The sequence below is a fragment of the Sporosalibacterium faouarense genome (assembly GCF_016765695.1).
GTDB lineage: Bacteria > Bacillota > Clostridia > Tissierellales > VENL01 > Sporosalibacterium > Sporosalibacterium faouarense.
This window is the reverse complement of sequence record NZ_JAETGO010000017.1, coordinates 1-18,194: the sequence shown is the minus strand read 5'-3', so window position 1 is coordinate 18,194 and position 18,194 is coordinate 1. Positions and strand designations below refer to the sequence as shown.

At 29.3% G+C, this 18,194-nt stretch carries 14 protein-coding genes and 1 riboswitch; of the genes, 9 read left to right on the top strand and 5 right to left on the bottom strand.

The genetic code is table 11. The features are described from left to right. Position 1: 1 nt before the first annotated feature. Both JMO20_RS01840 and JMO20_RS01835 read right to left on the bottom strand, forming a co-directional pair. Positions 2-373, bottom strand: coding sequence for a response regulator (locus JMO20_RS01840; protein WP_202707610.1), 372 nt, complete (start codon positions 371-373; stop codon positions 2-4). 12 nt (positions 374-385) lie between these two features. Next, positions 386-2,239, bottom strand: coding sequence for an ATP-binding protein (locus tag JMO20_RS01835; protein ID WP_202707609.1), 1,854 nt, complete (start codon positions 2,237-2,239; stop codon positions 386-388). A 100-nt stretch (positions 2,240-2,339) separates the two neighbouring features. Further along, a riboswitch (cyclic di-AMP (ydaO/yuaA leader) is annotated at positions 2,340-2,467 on the bottom strand. Positions 2,468-2,866: 399 nt separating this feature from the next. On the opposite strand from JMO20_RS01835, the gene JMO20_RS01830 reads away from it, so the two are divergent. The 4 genes from JMO20_RS01830 to JMO20_RS01815 all read left to right on the top strand — a co-directional run bounded on the left by JMO20_RS01830 (position 2,867) and on the right by JMO20_RS01815 (position 7,927). Further along, positions 2,867-4,057 (top strand): HD-GYP domain-containing protein, encoded by a 1,191-nt coding sequence (locus tag JMO20_RS01830; RefSeq protein WP_202707608.1) that lies wholly within the window; start codon positions 2,867-2,869, stop codon positions 4,055-4,057. Positions 4,058-4,173: 116 nt separating this feature from the next. Next, positions 4,174-5,718, top strand: coding sequence for a spore germination protein (locus JMO20_RS01825; protein WP_202707606.1), 1,545 nt, complete (start codon positions 4,174-4,176; stop codon positions 5,716-5,718). Continuing rightward, positions 5,715-6,797, top strand: coding sequence for a GerAB/ArcD/ProY family transporter (locus JMO20_RS01820; protein WP_202707604.1), 1,083 nt, complete (start codon positions 5,715-5,717; stop codon positions 6,795-6,797). Before JMO20_RS01825 ends, JMO20_RS01820 begins: the two co-directional genes overlap by 4 nt. Next, positions 6,794-7,927, top strand: coding sequence for a Ger(x)C family spore germination protein (locus JMO20_RS01815; protein ID WP_202707602.1), 1,134 nt, complete (start codon positions 6,794-6,796; stop codon positions 7,925-7,927). The genes JMO20_RS01820 and JMO20_RS01815 overlap by 4 nt, the downstream gene beginning before the upstream one ends. Positions 7,928-8,171: 244 nt before the next feature. Here JMO20_RS01815 and JMO20_RS01810 read toward each other — a convergent pair whose 3' ends face one another. Then, entirely contained in the window at positions 8,172-9,497 is a 1,326-nt protein-coding gene (locus JMO20_RS01810; protein WP_202707600.1) for a methyl-accepting chemotaxis protein, read from the bottom strand. A 494-nt stretch (positions 9,498-9,991) separates the two neighbouring features. Between JMO20_RS01810 and JMO20_RS01805 the strand changes: the two genes are divergently transcribed. From JMO20_RS01805 to JMO20_RS01795, 3 genes are all read left to right on the top strand, one after another. Next, complete coding sequence (locus JMO20_RS01805) at positions 9,992-10,687, top strand: S8 family serine peptidase (protein ID WP_202707824.1); 696 nt, start codon at positions 9,992-9,994, stop codon at positions 10,685-10,687. Between the two features lie 372 nt (positions 10,688-11,059). Beyond that, the gene (locus JMO20_RS01800) at positions 11,060-12,241 is read left to right on the top strand and encodes an HD-GYP domain-containing protein (RefSeq protein WP_202707599.1); all 1,182 of its coding nucleotides are present in this window, start codon (positions 11,060-11,062) and stop codon (positions 12,239-12,241) included. A 112-nt stretch (positions 12,242-12,353) separates the two neighbouring features. Continuing rightward, positions 12,354-13,217, top strand: a complete 864-nt coding sequence (locus JMO20_RS01795; protein ID WP_202707598.1) for an HDOD domain-containing protein — start codon at positions 12,354-12,356, stop codon at positions 13,215-13,217. A 23-nt stretch (positions 13,218-13,240) separates the two neighbouring features. Here JMO20_RS01795 and JMO20_RS01790 read toward each other — a convergent pair whose 3' ends face one another. Beyond that, entirely contained in the window at positions 13,241-14,719 is a 1,479-nt protein-coding gene (locus tag JMO20_RS01790) for a peptidoglycan DD-metalloendopeptidase family protein (RefSeq protein WP_202707597.1), read from the bottom strand. A gap of 274 nt (positions 14,720-14,993) precedes the next feature. Next, on the bottom strand, positions 14,994-15,713 hold the full coding sequence (locus JMO20_RS01785; RefSeq protein ID WP_202707595.1) for a gluzincin family metallopeptidase: 720 nt from the start codon (positions 15,711-15,713) through the stop codon (positions 14,994-14,996). Positions 15,714-15,925: 212 nt separating this feature from the next. On the opposite strand from JMO20_RS01785, the gene JMO20_RS01780 reads away from it, so the two are divergent. Then, a complete protein-coding gene (locus tag JMO20_RS01780; protein WP_202707593.1) occupies positions 15,926-17,020 on the top strand; it encodes a DnaD domain-containing protein in 1,095 nt (364 codons plus the stop codon). A 21-nt stretch (positions 17,021-17,041) separates the two neighbouring features. Next, a complete protein-coding gene (locus tag JMO20_RS01775) occupies positions 17,042-18,037 on the top strand; it encodes an ATP-binding protein (protein WP_202707591.1) in 996 nt (331 codons plus the stop codon). The last annotated feature ends 157 nt before the right edge of the window (positions 18,038-18,194 follow it).

Genomic DNA, 18,194 nt, shown 5'->3' with positions numbered 1-18,194 from the left:
TTTATTCATCCTCCTTCAAATATTTATTTAATATCTTCTTTAATTCCTCGTTGGTAAATGGCTTAACAATGTACTCTTCTCCACCAACACTAAGAGCCTTTTTAATATCCTCTTGTTGAGTCTTAGCACTCATGAAAATAACTGGTATATGTTTAGTCTTTTGCTCTTCCTTTAATGATTGACACACTAAATATCCATTCATTTTTGGCAACAATATATCTAGTAGTATTAAATCAGGGATAAATTCTTGTGCTTCATTAATTGCATCAACACCATTGCGGGCAATTCTAACATCATATCCTGATTTTTGTAAAAACATCTTTAAAGGTAAAATTATATTTTTTTCATCTTCTACTACAAGTATTTTTCTCATGTAAACCCCCTCTTATTTATTACCAGTGTAAAGAGTAAAGTAGAACGTTGTTCCTTCCCCAATTTTACTTTTAACCCATATATCGCCTCCATGGGCATTTATAATTTCTTTACTTATTGCTAGACCTAATCCAGTTCCACCAGACGTTTCTCCATTCTCATCCTTAGCCTGGATAAACTTATCGAAAATTTTACTCTGGTCATCTTCTGGGATACCTCTACCATTATCAGTTACAGAAACTAAAATTTTATTTGCCGTTTCTTTAGCTATAATTTCAATTTTACCTGTCCCATCAGTTGGAGTATATCTAAGCGCATTACTAACTAAATTAGTCACTACCCAAGAAACTTTATTAAAATCAGCCTTTGCTCTAGATAAGGTTTCTTTAACATTAACTTCAATAGATGTATTTTTATCCTTCGCCTGTTTTAAGAATGGCTTAACAGCATAATCAACTATTTCCTTTATGCTATAAGAACCAATATCCATTTGAACCTTTCCCGATTCTAATCTTGATAGGTCTAATAAGTCACTTACCAGATTCTTTAGTCTCTCTCCATCTTCCCTGATTGCCTCTAATAATTGCTGTTGGTCATCATTAATATCACCAGGTGTCTTATCGAGTAATAATTCTACTGACATACTAATGGAGGTTAAAGGGGTCCTAAATTCATGGGATACTGTGGATACAAAATCTGATTTCATCTGGTCTACTTCTCTTAGCTTGGTTATATCTTGCATTAATGTAACAACACCAACATTATCTCCTTCTTTATCAGACATAGGTTTAACATTAATTCTATAATGTTTAGTTACCTCATCAAGTGAAATAGATATATCTTTGTATTTTTTATATTCACTTATTTCTTTTGCATTTTTTACTTTATTAATGGTATTAAATATATCATCCTGCTTTATTACTTCAAGGAAGTGCTTATATAAAACTTCTTTCTCTTTAATATCCAAAGCTTTTTCTGCTGCTCTGTTTACTAGAATTATATTATTATTCTCATCAGTTACTATAATCCCATCACTAATACTCTCAACAATAGCCTCAGCTTTTTGTTTTTCTTTCTTAAGCTTTCTAATATTAAGTAATTCATAAGACTTTAGCTTTTCAGTCATTGTGTTAAATTCTCTAGCCAGTTCACCTATCTCATCAGCTCCTGTAATGTCTAACTGCTGACTATAATCACCTTCAGAAATATTTTTAATCTTATCAATAAGATTCTCAATAGGTCTTACTATTTTTCTCGTTAAGTAAATAGCTAATATTAACCCAATAGTTATTGTAAGTAATGATACCACTGATGTTGAGAAAGATGCCTTTTTTGCAGTTTGTTGTGCCTTATCTCTTCTATTTAACATGGTATTTTGATTAAGATTTAATAGCTTTCTACATTCTCCTTTGTTATCTTCGAATAAAGGCAGTATGTTGTTATAGTAATAATCTCTTGCTTCTGCAGTTCCTTGTTGCTTCTCAATTTCTGTCAATTTGTAGAACTCTTGTATATATTGAGTGTATAATTGGTTAATATTTTCTAATATTTCAGTTTCTCCAGACTCAGTTATATTATCCTCTGCTCTAGATAACCACTTAAAAAATGTTTTTTGATTCTCGAGGAAATTATCTGCTGCCGACTGGTTACTAGCAAACATATATGACAACTCAGCACTGTCTTGACGCTCTAATGCTACTATCATATTTTGGGCTGCAACAACACTCCTATAGTTTGATTCCATAATTGATTCTATTGAGTTGCTTAATCCAGTAAAATTGAATATGGCCCACATGCTATTTAATATTAGAACTAAAAAAATTAAAATAAATATACCTAACATTTTAAATTTAATACTTTTTTTCAAATCATCACCCTCTTTCAGTTATACAAAAACACAAAAAGAACCATAGAGAACTATGGTCCTATTATTCCAAAAAAAGAATAATCAAATGCAAAGCATACCATGATTCTCTCCTTCAACGCCTACGAGGTTAGCTGTCGGGCTCGGATTGAAAGAGTTATCCTATCCTTTCGGAATTCGCCCCAAAAAAATGGGTCCCCCGCTTCTATTAGAATTAAGCGATTTAATTATTTTTCTTAATGAAATTATTAGTTATTATATACCCATATATAACAATTTACAACCATAATATATTTACATATTATTAAGTATACTCTCAAATTTAAATATAAATCTGTTATTCTCCTAGATTTTCTTGATATTACTCTAAAATGCTCTTTGTAATTACTCTGGATTTTTAAACAGATTTAGTTACAGCATGAAGTAAACTTACAGAGATATATGGATTTATTACAAGTAACTAAACTTTAGAAGTTAATTTTACTATACTAGAGGACTTAAGAATTTTGTGGAGAAATGAATAAATACACTTCTTTATTGATTCACAAAATGATTTCATTGTATTTCAATTTTCATCTGTGGTCCCTTTATATTAATCTTGCACTAATTAAGCTAAGGAGGAATGTAAAAATGCAAACTAATTTAAATGAGTTTTTATTATCTTTTTCACTTTTACTTGACATGGCCGAAGGCAACCATTTACAACATTCAAAAAGAGTAGCATATATCGCCATGAAAATTATTATTAAACTGCAGAAAGAATCGCTCCTAAACTTAGCCTTTCAATCATCAATCCTCCATGATATTGGACTTACACACTCTATATTCCTATATGGAAGGCAAGAGTTTCTTAAAGGCGAAACTAAATCTACTAGCATTCATACGAAAGTTGGGTATGATATTGCGAAAACATTACCGATACAATATGAAGTTGCTAAAACTATAAGATTTCATCATGAAAGATGGGATGGACTAGGAGTTGAAGGGCTTAAAGGAAGTGATATTCCTTTATTAGCACAAGTTATAGCATTAGCAGATTACGTTGAATTAAACTATGATAAAACTAAGGATAGTTTTAAATATAGAAATAAATTTAGAATTAAATTAGAAAATGAAAAAGGATTTAAATTTAATGATAATCTTGTTGATGAATTATTAGAAATATTACAGAAAGAAAAACTATGGCTAGACCTTTGTGTGTACAATATTGATTCTTTATTATTACCTTTAATACCTAGCCAATCTGTTGAAATTGGTATAGACGATCTAGAGCAAATCTCTGAGGCATTTGCTATGATTATTGATAGAAAAAGTGAGTTTACTTTTGAACATTCAAAAATGATATCTCAAAGAGCTTTTAAAGTTGCAAAATCATTAGGCTATAGCGAGTTAAAGTGTAAGAAGATGAGAATATCTGGCTATCTACATGATATTGGTAAATTGACTGTACCAAATACTATACTTGATAAACCTGGAAAATTAACTACCGAAGAAATGTTAGTCATAAAAAAACACCCATATTACTCAAAGTTTATACTCCAACAGATAAAAGGATTTGAAGAAATTTCTGAGTGGGGACCTAATCACCATGAAAATCTATTAGGAACTGGATATCCAGAAGGTCTTTCGGGCAACCAGTTTACAGAAGAAGCTCAAATAATAGCTATTTGTGATATTTATCAGGCACTAGTTGAGGATAGAGTATATAGGCAAGGTATGACTAATGAAAAAGCATTACAAATCTTAAATAGGTTAGTAAAGAAGGGATATTATAATAAAAATTTACTTGATGCTCTTATAGCAGTTAATCAAATATCATAGTATATGGATAGTAAAATATAAATTATGCTATCTTTTTCTTTTTAAAGTAATAAAAATTATTATTTAGCTAAAAATAACCTAATAATAGTATGACAAATCTACAAGGAGTTGTTTTTATGCTAAATAAATTGAAGCATTTGTTTAGTTTAACGAATAAGAAGCATGACTTCCCATATGAAAGTAACACTAAGTCTCAAAATTATTCAATTAAAGAAACAATAGATTCGTCCATGTCTAAAAATGTACATAAAATAAAAGAGATTTTTGGTAACAGTCAAGATTTTAAATTTAGAGAAATTAGTAACTCTAGTAATAAAATCACTTTATTATATATTAATGGGCTTGTTCACGAAACATCTTTAAATGAATTCATAGCTGAGTATTTGTCTATTAAAACTAATATAGAAAGCTCTATCGAAGCTTTATTTTCACAACAATATCTAGCTTCAACTTCTATAGAAAGAAGCAATAATTATGAAGAGTTAGTAAAATTCATTCTTAACGGACTAGTAGTTGTTTTGGTTGAAGGTTATAAGATTGCATACGCACTAAACTTTATTGAATCTAATACAAGAAATATTGCAGATTCAGACCTAGAAAAGAATTTAAGGGGACCTAGAGATGCTTTTATAGAAGACATTAATACTAATATTGCTCTCATTAGAAAAAGAATAAAAAGCACAACACTTCAGGTTGATAATTTAATTGTTGGTTCTAGAACTAATACAAATACTGCTATTTTATATATTAGAGATATAGCAAATCCTAAAATTGTTAATGAAGCTAAGGAAAGACTTTCTCAAATTGACTATGATGAAATTCAAGATGGAACCTTTCTGGCTCATTTAGTTAGTGATAATCCTATTACAGTTTTTCCTTTAATGTATCCTACAGAAAAACCTGATCGTGCTGCATCAAGTCTATTACAAGGGAAGTTGATACTTTTATCTGATAATAGTCCAACTGCTATAACACTACCTACTGTGTTTATAGATTTTTTACATGTACAAGATGACTTTTATGAAAGATTTTATAGTGCAATTGCTTCAAGAATTATTAGATATATAGGAGCTTTCCTTGCTGTTTTTTCTACTCCTATGTATATTGCTCTTACTTCAGTAAATGTAGATATGCTACCAACTAAACTAGCTATCCCATTTTCACAAGTCCGATACGTTGTCCCATTTCCATTAATAATTGAAGCATTAATTATGGAGATTACACTAGAAATTTTAAGAGAAGCTGGATTACGAATACCAAGTCCTATAGGCCCTGCTATAAGTATAGTAGGAGGGTTAGTGGTAGGTCAAACAGCTGTCAATGCTGGTTTAATTAGTCCTTTTTTAACAATCATAGTGGCTTTGTCTGCAATAGGTTCTTTTACTGTTACGTCAGTAGATTTAGTAATTTCTCTTAGAATTATTAAATTTCTTTTTATTGTAAGCGCTGGCATATTTGGTCTATATGGACTAGGTGCTTCTGTAACTTTACTAGTTATACATTGCTGTTCCCTCACATCATTTGGAGTTCCTTATTTTGCTCCATTCAGCGAAGAAGGTATAAAAAATAGTTTGAAAAGTCTATTTAGACAACCATTCATATTAGATTTTAAAAGACATAGCTACTATAGAACTAAAAATGAGAAAAAGGTGAGAAAATGAATGTTAAAAGAATAAATATTTTTCAAATTAGAGCTATATTAATAACAGTTACTACTGGAATAGGACTTATTACACTTCCTAGAGTATTAGCTAAAGAAACTAGCACAACTTCATGGTTACCAATGCTATTAGGTTTAATTCTAATCCTTATAATATCGTATTTTATATTGAAGTTACTAAATCATTTTCCTAATAGTGACATATACGAAATTTCAAAAAACGTATTAGGTAAGTACATTTCTATAATAGTATGTTTGCTTTTTATTTCTTACTTTATTCTTGTGTCTTCTTCAACGGTTCGATTTACAACAGATGTAGTAAATATTTGGATGCTACCCCTTACTCCAATGAAGGTAATTATATTAACTCTCTTAACAATTGCATCTTATATATGTTTTAAAAAAATTGAAACTTTAGGAAGATTTTGTACTGTCTTTTTAATATTCAATGTTTTATCAGTAGTTTTAGTACTTTTTTTTACTTTTCCTAGTCTAAAAGAGTATAATTTACGTCCTTTCTTTCATACTAATCTTTCACATCTCTTTAGGAGTACTAAAGCGTCATTACTATCTTTATTAGGAATTGAAACATTATTTATATTCAATAAATTTATAAGCGATAAAATTAATATTAAACCTACTATTTACAAGAGTATCATTTTCATTGGTTTACTTTATGTATTACTTGTTGAATTTACGATTGGTTATTTTGGAATTGACCAAGTGAAAGTACTTGTTTTCCCTGTAATTAGTTTGTTTAAGACTATTGAAATTCGCTTCTTTATTTTTGAACGCGTCGAATTATTTTTTTTAACTCTCTGGTTAACTGCTGCTTTCACCACGATTTCTATATACTATTATTGTGGTTTTTACCTATTAACAAAGATTTTACCGAAGAGATTATCTCGTTTAGTATTACCTTTTTATCTTGTCATAACTTACTTATTGGCTCAGTACCCACAAAATAATGAAGATACAATTAAGTTATTAAATTTAGCTGGAAATACAGGTATTATTCTATCAACTTCTATCACTCTATTATTATTAATTATAATAAAGTTAAGAGGTGCTAATAAATGAAAAAATTGATTTTTCTATCCTATATACTTATTATAGTTTTTATTTTCACAGGTTGTTGGGATTTTAAGCAAATTGATAATTATTATATAATTACAGGTTTAGGCATTGACAAAAACGAAGATGGTGAATTTGTAGTTACAACTAGAATACCTGTTCCGATAACTGGACTTCAAACTTCTAGTACATTTACTACTGAGGGTAGAGTCATATCACGTAGAGGTAATACTATACTAAATGCATTACAAAAAATGGGTAATGAACTAAAGAAAGAAATTTTCTTAGGGCATCTTCAAGTTGTAATAATTAGTAGAGATATAGCTAAATCTGATATTGAAAGGGTAATCGATAATTTTTCAAGAAATCCACATGTACAGAGAAAATTATATTTATTGATTTCAGACAAAGAAGCAAAGGATATAATAGGATCAGTCAATCCCTTAGACGTAGCTCCTATTCCTGACCTAGCAAATATGTTCGATATTAATAAAACCAATAACTTTATTCCCGTTACTTTAGATGAGTTTATATTTAAATATCGTGGAATTGGATATGCACCTATTCTTCCATTAGCAAAGGTAAATAATAATATTATAGAAGTAAATGGAATGGGCGTTTTTCATGATGACAATTTTATAGGCGAATTAAACGGTGAAGAGACTAGAGCTTTGTCTTTACTAATTTCACCTGACTTTACTTCTGAATATTACACTGTGCCTGGAGGTGATGTTAATAATGATGAAAAGACTTATATTACAATTAGAACAAGCAATAAATCAAGTAAGATCAAAGTGAGTCTCGAGGATTCTCATATTAAAGCCTTCTTAACTATTAAGCTCAATGCTAGAATATCTGAGTATTCAAACATAAAGCGAAATCAAGATATCCAAGATTTATATAGAATGGTTGAAAAACAGCTAGAAAGACAGCTCTTGAAAGATTTAGAATCTTTAATCAAAAAGTCTAAAGATTACAATTCAGATATATTTGGAATTGGTAAATATGTTAGAGCAAATCACATGAAATACTGGGATAAAATTAATTGGGAAGAAGAATATGCGAACACTGAATTTAAAATTAATATAATTGTCAACTTAAGGTCAGCTTCATCTACAAAGATAAGTATTGATTAATCAAATCTTATAACCTAAGTTTTCTAGTTTTATATAAGAGAATCCTGAGTAAAATTCCGAACTATATTTTCATGAGGTGTATTTTGATTCTTATCTGATACAGCTTCTTTTAAATTAACTAAAAGAAATCTTATAGCTTAAATATACTCAGATTTATCTCTTATATAAATGCTCATTCAAAATAAAGGACTTTTACTTTTTTCAAAATTTTTATACTTTATCTTTATAATAATACTGGTAATTATTATATTCTAAAAGTATTAATTGATTTATTTAGTTGATTGACCATATTGTCTAGGTCTTCCATATTTTCTAATACTTTTTGTAAACTATTAACCTCTTCTTCTGAAGTAGATTTTATTTGTTCAGTTGTAGCAGAAGATTGTTGACTTACCGTTGTTATACTCTCAATAGATTTAACAACAGTTTCTTTCACTTCAACTATATTTTTTATGTCACCATTCAAAGACTGTATTTTCTTCACTACTTCATTTGTATTAGTACTGATATTATCAAAAACCTTCTTTAAGTTCACTAATGAATCCTTTACATTATTAACTAGATTCATAGATTCTCTTGTCATCTTATTAGTATTACCTATATCATTGGTTATGTTTTGAATGATCTCTTGTATCTCGCTTGTTGATAGAGAAGAACGCTCTGCTAATTGTCTAACCTCTTCTGCTACAACTGCAAATCCTTTTCCTTCCTCGCCTGCCCTAGCAGCCTCAATGGCTGCGTTTAGTGCTAAAAGATTAGTTTGCTCAGATATTTCATCTATCGTAGTAATAATTGATTCTATTGAGTTTGATTTTACAGATAAGTCATCAATACTTGATACTATATTTGATGCTGTTTCCATATACTTGTTAAAATTACTTTCAAGATGGTCTAAAGATTCTAATCCAATATCATTTTTATCCATCATTTCATTCGCATTATAAACCGTAGAGCTAACTTTTTCTGACATATTTTCTATACTATTAGATAGTCCAACAGTTGAATTTAATGTATCTTCGCTGTCTTTAGCTTGACGAATAGCTCCATCTGCAATTTCTCCTATCATATCGGATATTTGTTCAGTTGAATTGCTGATTCTTTCAATGGATTTAGTTACAGACCCTGAAGTTTTTTCAGTTCTATCAGCCATTATTGTAGTATCTTCAACTAATTTACTAATATTAAAAACCATTTTATTAAAGTTGTTAGCTAATACTTTAATCTCATCATTGCTTTTTATTTCAGCTTTTACTTTTAAGTTTCCCTTAGATGCTTCATTCATAGCGCTAATAATTTTATTTATTGGATTAATAATGAAAATATTAGTTATAAAAAGTGTTATGAAAAATATTACGAGTACATTTAATATTGATGTTACATATACTCCAAAAGATTCATTGATTGTTATAACTTTGCTTATCCCACTATTAATTAGATTTACTATTGGAGCATTTAATAATATGGCAATAGTCATAGAAATTATAAGCTTAGCTCTTATACTTTTCATCCAACTAACCTGACTTGAAGATTTTTCAATTGATCTTTTCACTTTTTTTGTGTTATTTTTCAATAGAATACCCCCTATAGTATGCTATTTAATTTATTTGTTACCCATTTTCATAGTCCTCACACCACATAGTACTTTTTCAGTAATTAAAATTAGTTTCTATAAAATCTTTCTAATCGTTGATTCCCTACTTTAACTATGTCACTTTGATTATGTTTATCTACTAATTATTTTAAACTAGGGAAGACCTGAGTTTGTAATATAAGGATCAGGACACTCTACTTTTTAAAGGTTAACATACTAACTTCTTTAGTTCAATAGATAACTTATACAAGTTCTTGATATCAATGCATAAAATCAGTAATAATATGCTATTACTTTTATGGTATAGTATAATCATAATAACTCTCTGGTAATTATATATATATGCATTCTCTCTTCTAAACCAAAAGAAGATTCTAGTATCAGATACAAAGCTATACATTTCTTTATGAGCAAGTAATGACTAGCTTCTCCCCATAAAATCTAGACACTGAATGTTAAATGCCTAGCATTGCATTTTATATAGTATAGTTAGTGCCATCCAATGGGTTATAGAAACGAAAGATGTGTATAATACTAAGGTACTTAACTTATCCTTAGGTACACCTGTTACTGACCCCATATCCTCAGATCCTCTTGTTAGAGCTTGTGATGAAGCTGCTAAAGCAGGGATAACTGTGGTAGTAGCAGCTGGAAATAGTGGGCCTTCAAAAAAAACCATTCTTTCTCCAGGAAATAGTCCTAAGGTAATAACTGTAGGCGCTGTAGATGATAATAAAACTCCAGAATTAGATGATGACGCAATTGCACCTTTCTCTAGTAGAGGACCTACTAAATCGGGTTATAAAAAACCTGACCTTGTGGCTCCAGGTGTTGATATAATGTCATTATCTAATAGCAAGCTAGATGACTACGTTTCACAAAGTGGAACATCAATGGCTACTCCTTTTGTCGCTGGAACAATTGCATTACTTCATAGTAAACGAAATAATTTAACTCCAGCGATGATAAAATCTAATTTAATGGATAACTGCTTAAGTCTAAATGATAATTACAATAATCAAGGATCTGGTATCATCTCCCTTGATAAACTTTTCAATTCCCAAATAAAAGAGGCTTCACCACAACAACATCCTACAACTACAAATGTATTTGGGGAAAGCTTTATAATCATCATACTAGTTATACTCCTTTTAACCGAAAGATTCTAGTCCCAAACTAAAAAAGCGGCCACTTTGGCCGCTAATTCCTTATTATACACCAACAAATTCCCTCTAATACCCCATTTCTTGAAATATAACAAATAAGATAATTCTATATTTCCAACTCAACAGTGCCTTAGGTAAAAAACTATTTTTATTTATATCACTTATATAAAATATTTTTATGTTGATCCTATGCTTTGCATTCTTATATAATATCTTTTCTTGTCATAGTATAGAGGTTTTAAGATATATTTAGAGAATTAGTTATATATGCATTGTATTTTATAATCATACAGCCTAGTTTTTTTCTTTGCTCTATTATATTAGGTGAATCTTTCCATTATAATTTTGAAAAATTTAATGAAAGGAGGATTATTAATGAAAACTAACTTGAATGCACTATTGTTATCCTTTTCATACCTACTAGATATAGCAGAAGGTAATCAGTTGCAGCATTCCAAGAGAGTAGCATACATCGCTATGCAAATCATCCTTAAGCTTAACAAGCCAGAGTTTCTAAACTTAACCTTTCAAGCTGCGATTCTTCATGATATAGGCCTTTCTCATTCAATTTTTCTACATGGAAGTGAAGAATTTATAAAAGGAGAGACTATAGCAAAGGATATTCATACCAAAGTAGGCTATGAAATTGTAAGAACTTTACCAGTTGATAAAAAAGTGGCAATCACCATAAAGTATCATCATGAGAGATGGGATGGACTAGGTGTTGAAAGACTAAAAGGTGATAATATACCTTTTCTAGCACAAGTTATATCATTAGCAGATTATGTTGAATTAAATTATGATAAGACTAAAGATAGTTTTAAGTATAGAAATGATTTTAGAGACATGCTAGAAAAGGAAAAGAATTTGAAATTTAACGATAGTCTTGTTGATATATTGCTAGAACTATTACAAAAAGATAAATTATGGTTAGATCTTTGTGTGTACAATATAGATTCTCTATTATTGCCTTTGATACCTAAACAATCTGTTAAAATCAATATAGATGAACTAGAACAAATTTCTGAAGCCTTTGCTATGATCATTGATAAAAAGAGTGAGTTTACTCTTACTCATTCAAAAATGATTTCTAAAAGAGCTTTTAAAATAGCTAAAGCATTAGGATATGATGACTTAAAGTGCAGAAAAATAAAAATATCTGGTTATTTACATGATATTGGAAAGCTAACTATACCTAATTATATACTTGAAAAACCAGGGAAATTGACAAATGAAGAAATGTTAATTATAAAGAAACATGCCTACTATTCAAAGTTTATGTTACAACAAATAAAAGGATTTGAAGAAATTTCTCAATGGGGTCCTAACCATCACGAAAACCTTTTAGGAACTGGTTATCCAGAAGGACTTTCTGGTTCACAGTTTACTGAGGAGGCTCAGATAATAGCTATCTGTGACATATATCAAGCATTAATCGAGGATAGAGTGTATCGACCAGGCATGTCTTGTGACAAAGCATTTCAGATTCTAAACAATCTGGTAAATAAAGGGTATTATCACAAGTATATACTTGACACACTTATAAAAATAAGTTAGGTTTAATGAGTGGATTCAGTCTTTACGCTCTTTAAAACATATTAACCTTCATTTTTACAAATTATTTTAAATTACATACAGACAAAATATATAATTATAAGGGGTGAATGGGTTGGATAAACAAGAATTATTACATATTTTAGATAACTCAGACTTAGTACCTAAACCTAGTAAGGATATCAGTGATATTTTTAAAATTTTAAATAATCCAATTGATTCTGATATTGATATTTTAGTGGAAAAAATAAGCAAAATTGATAAGTTGAATGAATTAATGATGAAAAATCTAAATACAGGATATTTTAAAACCAATCGAGAATTAACTTCAATAAAGGATGCTATAGTTTTTTTTGGAATGGAAACAGTTCAAAATCTTTTAACTTTTTTCATTACTATGGAGCTTTTTTCATATTCACCGACGAATGAAAACAGAGTCTTCAAGATGGATATCTATTTAAAACACGTATTAGGAACTGCAATAGCTAGTAGTATGTTATCTTCTCATCTAAAAACTGCTGATAAGTACAAGCTTTTCTCCTATGGACTTATCCATGATATAGGTGTTGCTCTACTAGATACATGTGTTCCCAACTGTCTAGACCAAGTAACCCAAAAATTAAAAAAAGGGATTCACCAAGTTATAGCGGAACGCTCAATATTTGGCGGAATAACCCATGCTGAAGTTGGAGGATGGCTATGTAGGAAATGGAATATTCGTAGAGACATCACTGATATTGTAGAGTTCCACCATATGCCTTTCTTATCAGAAAATACAACGGATGAACTAAAACTAGTATGTATTGCTGATGTTATTAGCACTATGTATTATGAAAGGCTTTTAGGAGTCAATTTAAACCATCGTATGAATAAAAGAATAATGAATGATTTAGGTATAAGCGAAGATATTATTAATTACATAGGAAAAAAACTACCAGATGAGGTTAGTAAATCAGGTTACTATTTAATCATAAATTAAAAAAAGCGGCTATAGCCGCTTTTTTATCTATATTGTTTGCCTATATAATTCAATGGATTTTGAGGAACTCCATGCTTTCTTACTTCAAAATGAACATGAGGTCCTGTACTTCTTCCAGTATTACCCACTGCTGCTATAGTTTTATCTTTATATACCTTTTCTCCTACTTTTACATATATTTTACTACAGTGTCCATATCTAGTTGTAAATCCAGCGCCATGGTCTATTTCAACCATATATCCGTAGGTTCCCTTCCAACCTGCAAAAGTAACAACTCCACCATCAGCCGCTTTAATAGGAGTACCTATTCTAGATGCAAGATCAACACCATAATGCATTCTTCCCCACCTAGCACCAAATCTAGATGTTAGTGTTCCTCTAGTCGGCCTCATAAATATACCTGTACCTTTTTTAGGCGGTAATGCTTTTGTACCTTGAAGCTCTACTTGTACCTTAGGGTCAGATATTACTACTTCCTTCATAACTTCTTTTTCAACTTCGACACCATTATGCCTTATAACTTTTGCAAACACTTCTTTTTCACCATACACTCCTGCCTTTTGAACTGTCTTCTGATCGCTATAAAGGGATGATGTATATTTAACTTCTTTATTAAAATCTATCTTATCTCTAAATATCTGATTTTCATATGTTTCAACAGTTAAATATGGTTTAGGAACTATTAAATTCAATTCATCTCCTGGATGAATTAATGTGCTATCTTTATCTGGATTAGCTGATACTAAATCATCAACTGATAAATCGTATTTATTAGCTATTCCCCAATAGCTCTCACCTCTAGCTACTTTATGTACTCTCTTTTCAGTAGTTCCTTTTTGGACTAAATCCAACATTTCTTGATAGTCATAAACTGAAGATATAGGAGTTTTTTCCCTTTTAATCTCTACATTCTCGACGATTAATATTTCTTCAATTTCAGAGCCTTCTTCCCTAGCTCTTCCTACATAGGTTTCCTTAACTTCTTCCAATAATTTCTCAGCCTGCTCTTCAGACTCCATAGCTCCAATTCTTTTGCCATCAATATATAATGCACTCGCATAAATCTCATAGGTCATATTATTTTTAATGTTTTTTTTCAATTTTTCAGTTAATGTTAATGCTTCTTCATCTACATTAACACTTTCAAATGATAAGTCTTGGTCAATAGCTATATCCATGTCATTTTTCTCAATTAGTTCTTTTTGTATTTCCTGAAGAACCTGTGTTGCTTCTTGAGAATTTCGCACTATACCTACTTCAACCCCACCAAAATAAACTTTGTAGGCATTTGCTTCTAATGATTGTGTCTCCAGATTTTTCATAACTTGTGTATTTCTCAGCGCTAAAGAACCAGAAACCACAACAATGACTGCGACAATGACAGATGCTATAATAATCTTATTTCTTTTATTAAACTTTATCTTGCCATTTTCATCTCGAGTAACCTCATTAATAAATCTTACCACCTTAGCTTTAACTCTGCTAAAAGCTGAGTTATTCATAAAAGTTCCTCCTTACGTGTTTCATAAAAATTCACTTTATGTAGTTTTTATTAATATGTAATAAAAGTGCAATAAAGCCTGTCTAAATTATATCATACTAGATTAATTGTTCAACCCAAAATTTTCTAGTGCTTTAATGCCTGTCTACATATACTTTATATTTATTAACTTACTTTTCCTTTTATTCGATTTTTTTTATTTATCTAACTAAACTATCCAATAATAGAAATTCTATATTGATTTTTAAAATCCTTCCTTGTGGTAAATAATATGTTTATTTACTTTCATTGTGATTTTTTTCAACTATTTTTAGTAATATTTTATTTATATTTGAAGCCTGCAAATAATAAATTGTATTATTTTTTGCTGTTTTACTTAAATTGTTAATTCCTTCTTGAGTATCTATCTTATAATTTACTGGTAAAATAATTTTTATACTATAATTTCCTAATTTATCAATATTTGAATTAGTATAATCAGATTCTAATTGCCAACCACTCTGATTTAATTCAGCCATTGTTAGATACCAATTTTCTAAGATATATTCTTTGTTTTTTTCATTATTATTAGAATTATATTGCTTTAAATGTAGCTTATACTCAATGTTGAGAGTTATTGTTTCTCCTTTAGCAATTTCTTTCTTTGGCACTATTAATATAGTATTTCTATCTTTACCAATAATCTTAAAGTTACTCACTTCATCGTTAATTTGTATACTGCTTACCTCAGCATGCTCTGATTTATTTTTAGCATATATCTTCTTTAACTCATGATTACTACTATTAGTATATTGAATGATTTGAATAAAATCTATACTTTGCTCTTTTTCAATAAATTCTCCTTCAATTATATATCTATCATTATTGCCAATTATATTAAATTTTAATGTTTCTTTTACTTCTTTATCCATGTATATATATATGGTTAAAGGTAAAACTGTGATAATAAACAATAATATTATTTTCTTTATCATTTTAATGTATATACTATCCATTTAAATCTCCTTACTTAATTTATTATTTTTAAAAATATATTGGTAATTTCTATAGTATTAAATATATTGTTTACATGTTAAAATATAACTTAATGTAGATTATAAATTTATTAATTGTTTATGATATAATACTTATATATTGTAAGTATTTTTGTCTAATATTTGCATTTTTAAGTAATGAGACATAAAGTATTATATGGAAGGTGAGTATATTGTCTTTTGTTATACAGACTACTGATATGGACTTAGGGGATACCCCTATTGAAAATATTTTTATTAATGATTTTATGCCTATGGCAGATGGAACTTATGTTAAAGTTTATCTATTAGGCTATAAATATGCTATGGATAAAGATGAAAATATATCTTTAAACAACTTAACTATTGCTAAGCACCTAGATATCCCCCTTACTGATGTCCTTAATGCATGGGATTTTTGGGAAAATAAAGGTATTATTAAGAAACACAAAAAAGAAAATAATAATGAATATGACTACAGTGTAGAGTTTTTAAATCTTAAACAATTATATATTAATAATAATTATAGGGTAGTTTCATCACATGATAAAACTGAAAAACCTAATACATACTCATGTTCAGTAAAAGATCTTGTCGAAGCTAATAATATACCTGGAATACAAGATATGTTTAATACTATTAATGATATTATTAGAAGAACTTTAGCTCCTAATGAAAAGATGAAGATTCTAGAATGGATTCAGAACTATAATATGAATCCTGATATTATCATTAAAGCATATTTTTATTCTGTAGAAAAAAAGGGCAAGAGAAATGTGCAATATGTAGGTGGAATCATTAGAAATTGGTACGATATGAACATCACTAATATAGAAGCTCTTGAAGAACACTATAAATCTAAGGAAGAATCCTTTTATAAATATGAACGTATCATGAAGTCTCTTGGATTTAAAAATAGACTTTTGAGTGAAGGTGAAATGAAAGTAATAAATAAATGGTTTGATAAATGGAAATTCACATTAGAAGTCGTATTAAAAGCCTGCGAAAACACTAAGAATATTTCTAATCCAAATGTTAATTATATTGATAAAATTTTAGAAGCTTGGTACGACAAAGGTATCTCCAGTGTGGATGATATTGAAAAATTAGATAGACCAAGTTCGAATAATAGTAAGAATTTTATATCTAAACCAGCATCTAGCAAAAATAATGGTTCTAAAAAAGTACACACAAAGTTCCATAACTTTGAGCAAAGAACATCGAGCTATAGTGCAGAGGATTTAGAAAAAGTTGCAAGGAACATAAGAAAGAAACATACTAATCGCTAATTTAAAATGAGGAGGTTAGTTATGGATAAAAAATTCATAACTAGAATTTTAAAGGAATATGAAGAGAATAGAAATATAGCCAAATACCAACAAAGAAAACGTCAAGAGGAAGTTTATTTAAGGGTTCCTAGAGTAAAGGAAATTGATGAAGAAATATCTAGGACGGGCTTTCTAATTTCTAAGGAAATTCTTAAAAATCCAGATAGCTATGAAAAAAATGTCCAGATTATAAAAAATAAAATGGATAATCTTAAGGCAGAGAAAGCCTTTCTAATGACAGAAAATAATATCCCTTTAGAATATTTAGATATCAATTATAAATGCAACAAATGTAACGATACAGGTTTTTTAGAAAATGGGAAAAAATGTAGTTGCTTTAAGCAAGCTCTTATAAATGAAGCTTATAAAATGTCAAATTTACAAGCTACCTTAAGAAAAGAAAATTTCCAAAACTTTGACATATCCCTATTTTCACCTGAGCATTTTAATGAAGAAGATTTGACTCCTAGACAAAATATGATGGAAATTCTTAATATATGTGAAGGATTCTGTTTTAACTTTGATCAGGATAATGATGAAAATCTGCTATTCTATGGTACAACAGGATTAGGTAAAACTTTTATGTCAAACTGTATTGCAAAAGCTTTACTTGATAAAGGAAAAATAGTAATCTATCAAACGGCCTTCAAGATACTAGAGATAGTAGAGAGTCATAGGTTTAACAAGGACTATAACGGTAAGATTAGTAAAGAGGACTATAATCTTTTATTTGAAGCTGACTTACTAATTATTGATGATTTAGGAACTGAGCTTACAAATTCATTTACTAACACAGAAATCTTTAATATTGTGAACTCAAGATTAATAAAAGGGAATAAAACTATTATTTCTACTAATCTTTCACCAATAGAAATTGCAAATATCTATACAGAGAGAATTTTCTCTAGAATCTTTAGTAAGTTTACTCCTCTTAAATTTTTTGGTCCAGATTTAAGATGGCAACCTTATGAAGAATAATAAAACCCTGTGCATTTAGATTTAAATGTACAGGGTTTGTGTTTTAGAAAAAATAAAAAAACAACAAAGATATTCAAAATCTCTGCTGTTCTCATTATGGAGCTGGCGAGAGGACTTGAACCCCCAACCTACTGATTACAAGTCAGTTGCTCTACCA

What these genes read in the sequence shown, in the direction of transcription:
- JMO20_RS01815 (WP_202707602.1), top strand. Translation starts at nt 6,794, where the DNA reads ATGAAAAAATTGATTTTTCTATCCTATATACTTATTATAGTTTTTATT.
- JMO20_RS01790 (WP_202707597.1), bottom strand. Translation starts at nt 14,719, where the DNA reads ATGAATAACTCAGCTTTTAGCAGAGTTAAAGCTAAGGTGGTAAGATTT.
- JMO20_RS01840 (WP_202707610.1), bottom strand. Translation starts at nt 373, where the DNA reads ATGAGAAAAATACTTGTAGTAGAAGATGAAAAAAATATAATTTTACCT.
- JMO20_RS01785 (WP_202707595.1), bottom strand. Translation starts at nt 15,713, where the DNA reads ATGGATAGTATATACATTAAAATGATAAAGAAAATAATATTATTGTTT.
- JMO20_RS01825 (WP_202707606.1), top strand. Translation starts at nt 4,174, where the DNA reads ATGCTAAATAAATTGAAGCATTTGTTTAGTTTAACGAATAAGAAGCAT.
- JMO20_RS01820 (WP_202707604.1), top strand. Translation starts at nt 5,715, where the DNA reads ATGAATGTTAAAAGAATAAATATTTTTCAAATTAGAGCTATATTAATA.
- JMO20_RS01800 (WP_202707599.1), top strand. Translation starts at nt 11,060, where the DNA reads ATGAAAACTAACTTGAATGCACTATTGTTATCCTTTTCATACCTACTA.
- JMO20_RS01775 (WP_202707591.1), top strand. Translation starts at nt 17,042, where the DNA reads ATGGATAAAAAATTCATAACTAGAATTTTAAAGGAATATGAAGAGAAT.
- JMO20_RS01830 (WP_202707608.1), top strand. Translation starts at nt 2,867, where the DNA reads ATGCAAACTAATTTAAATGAGTTTTTATTATCTTTTTCACTTTTACTT.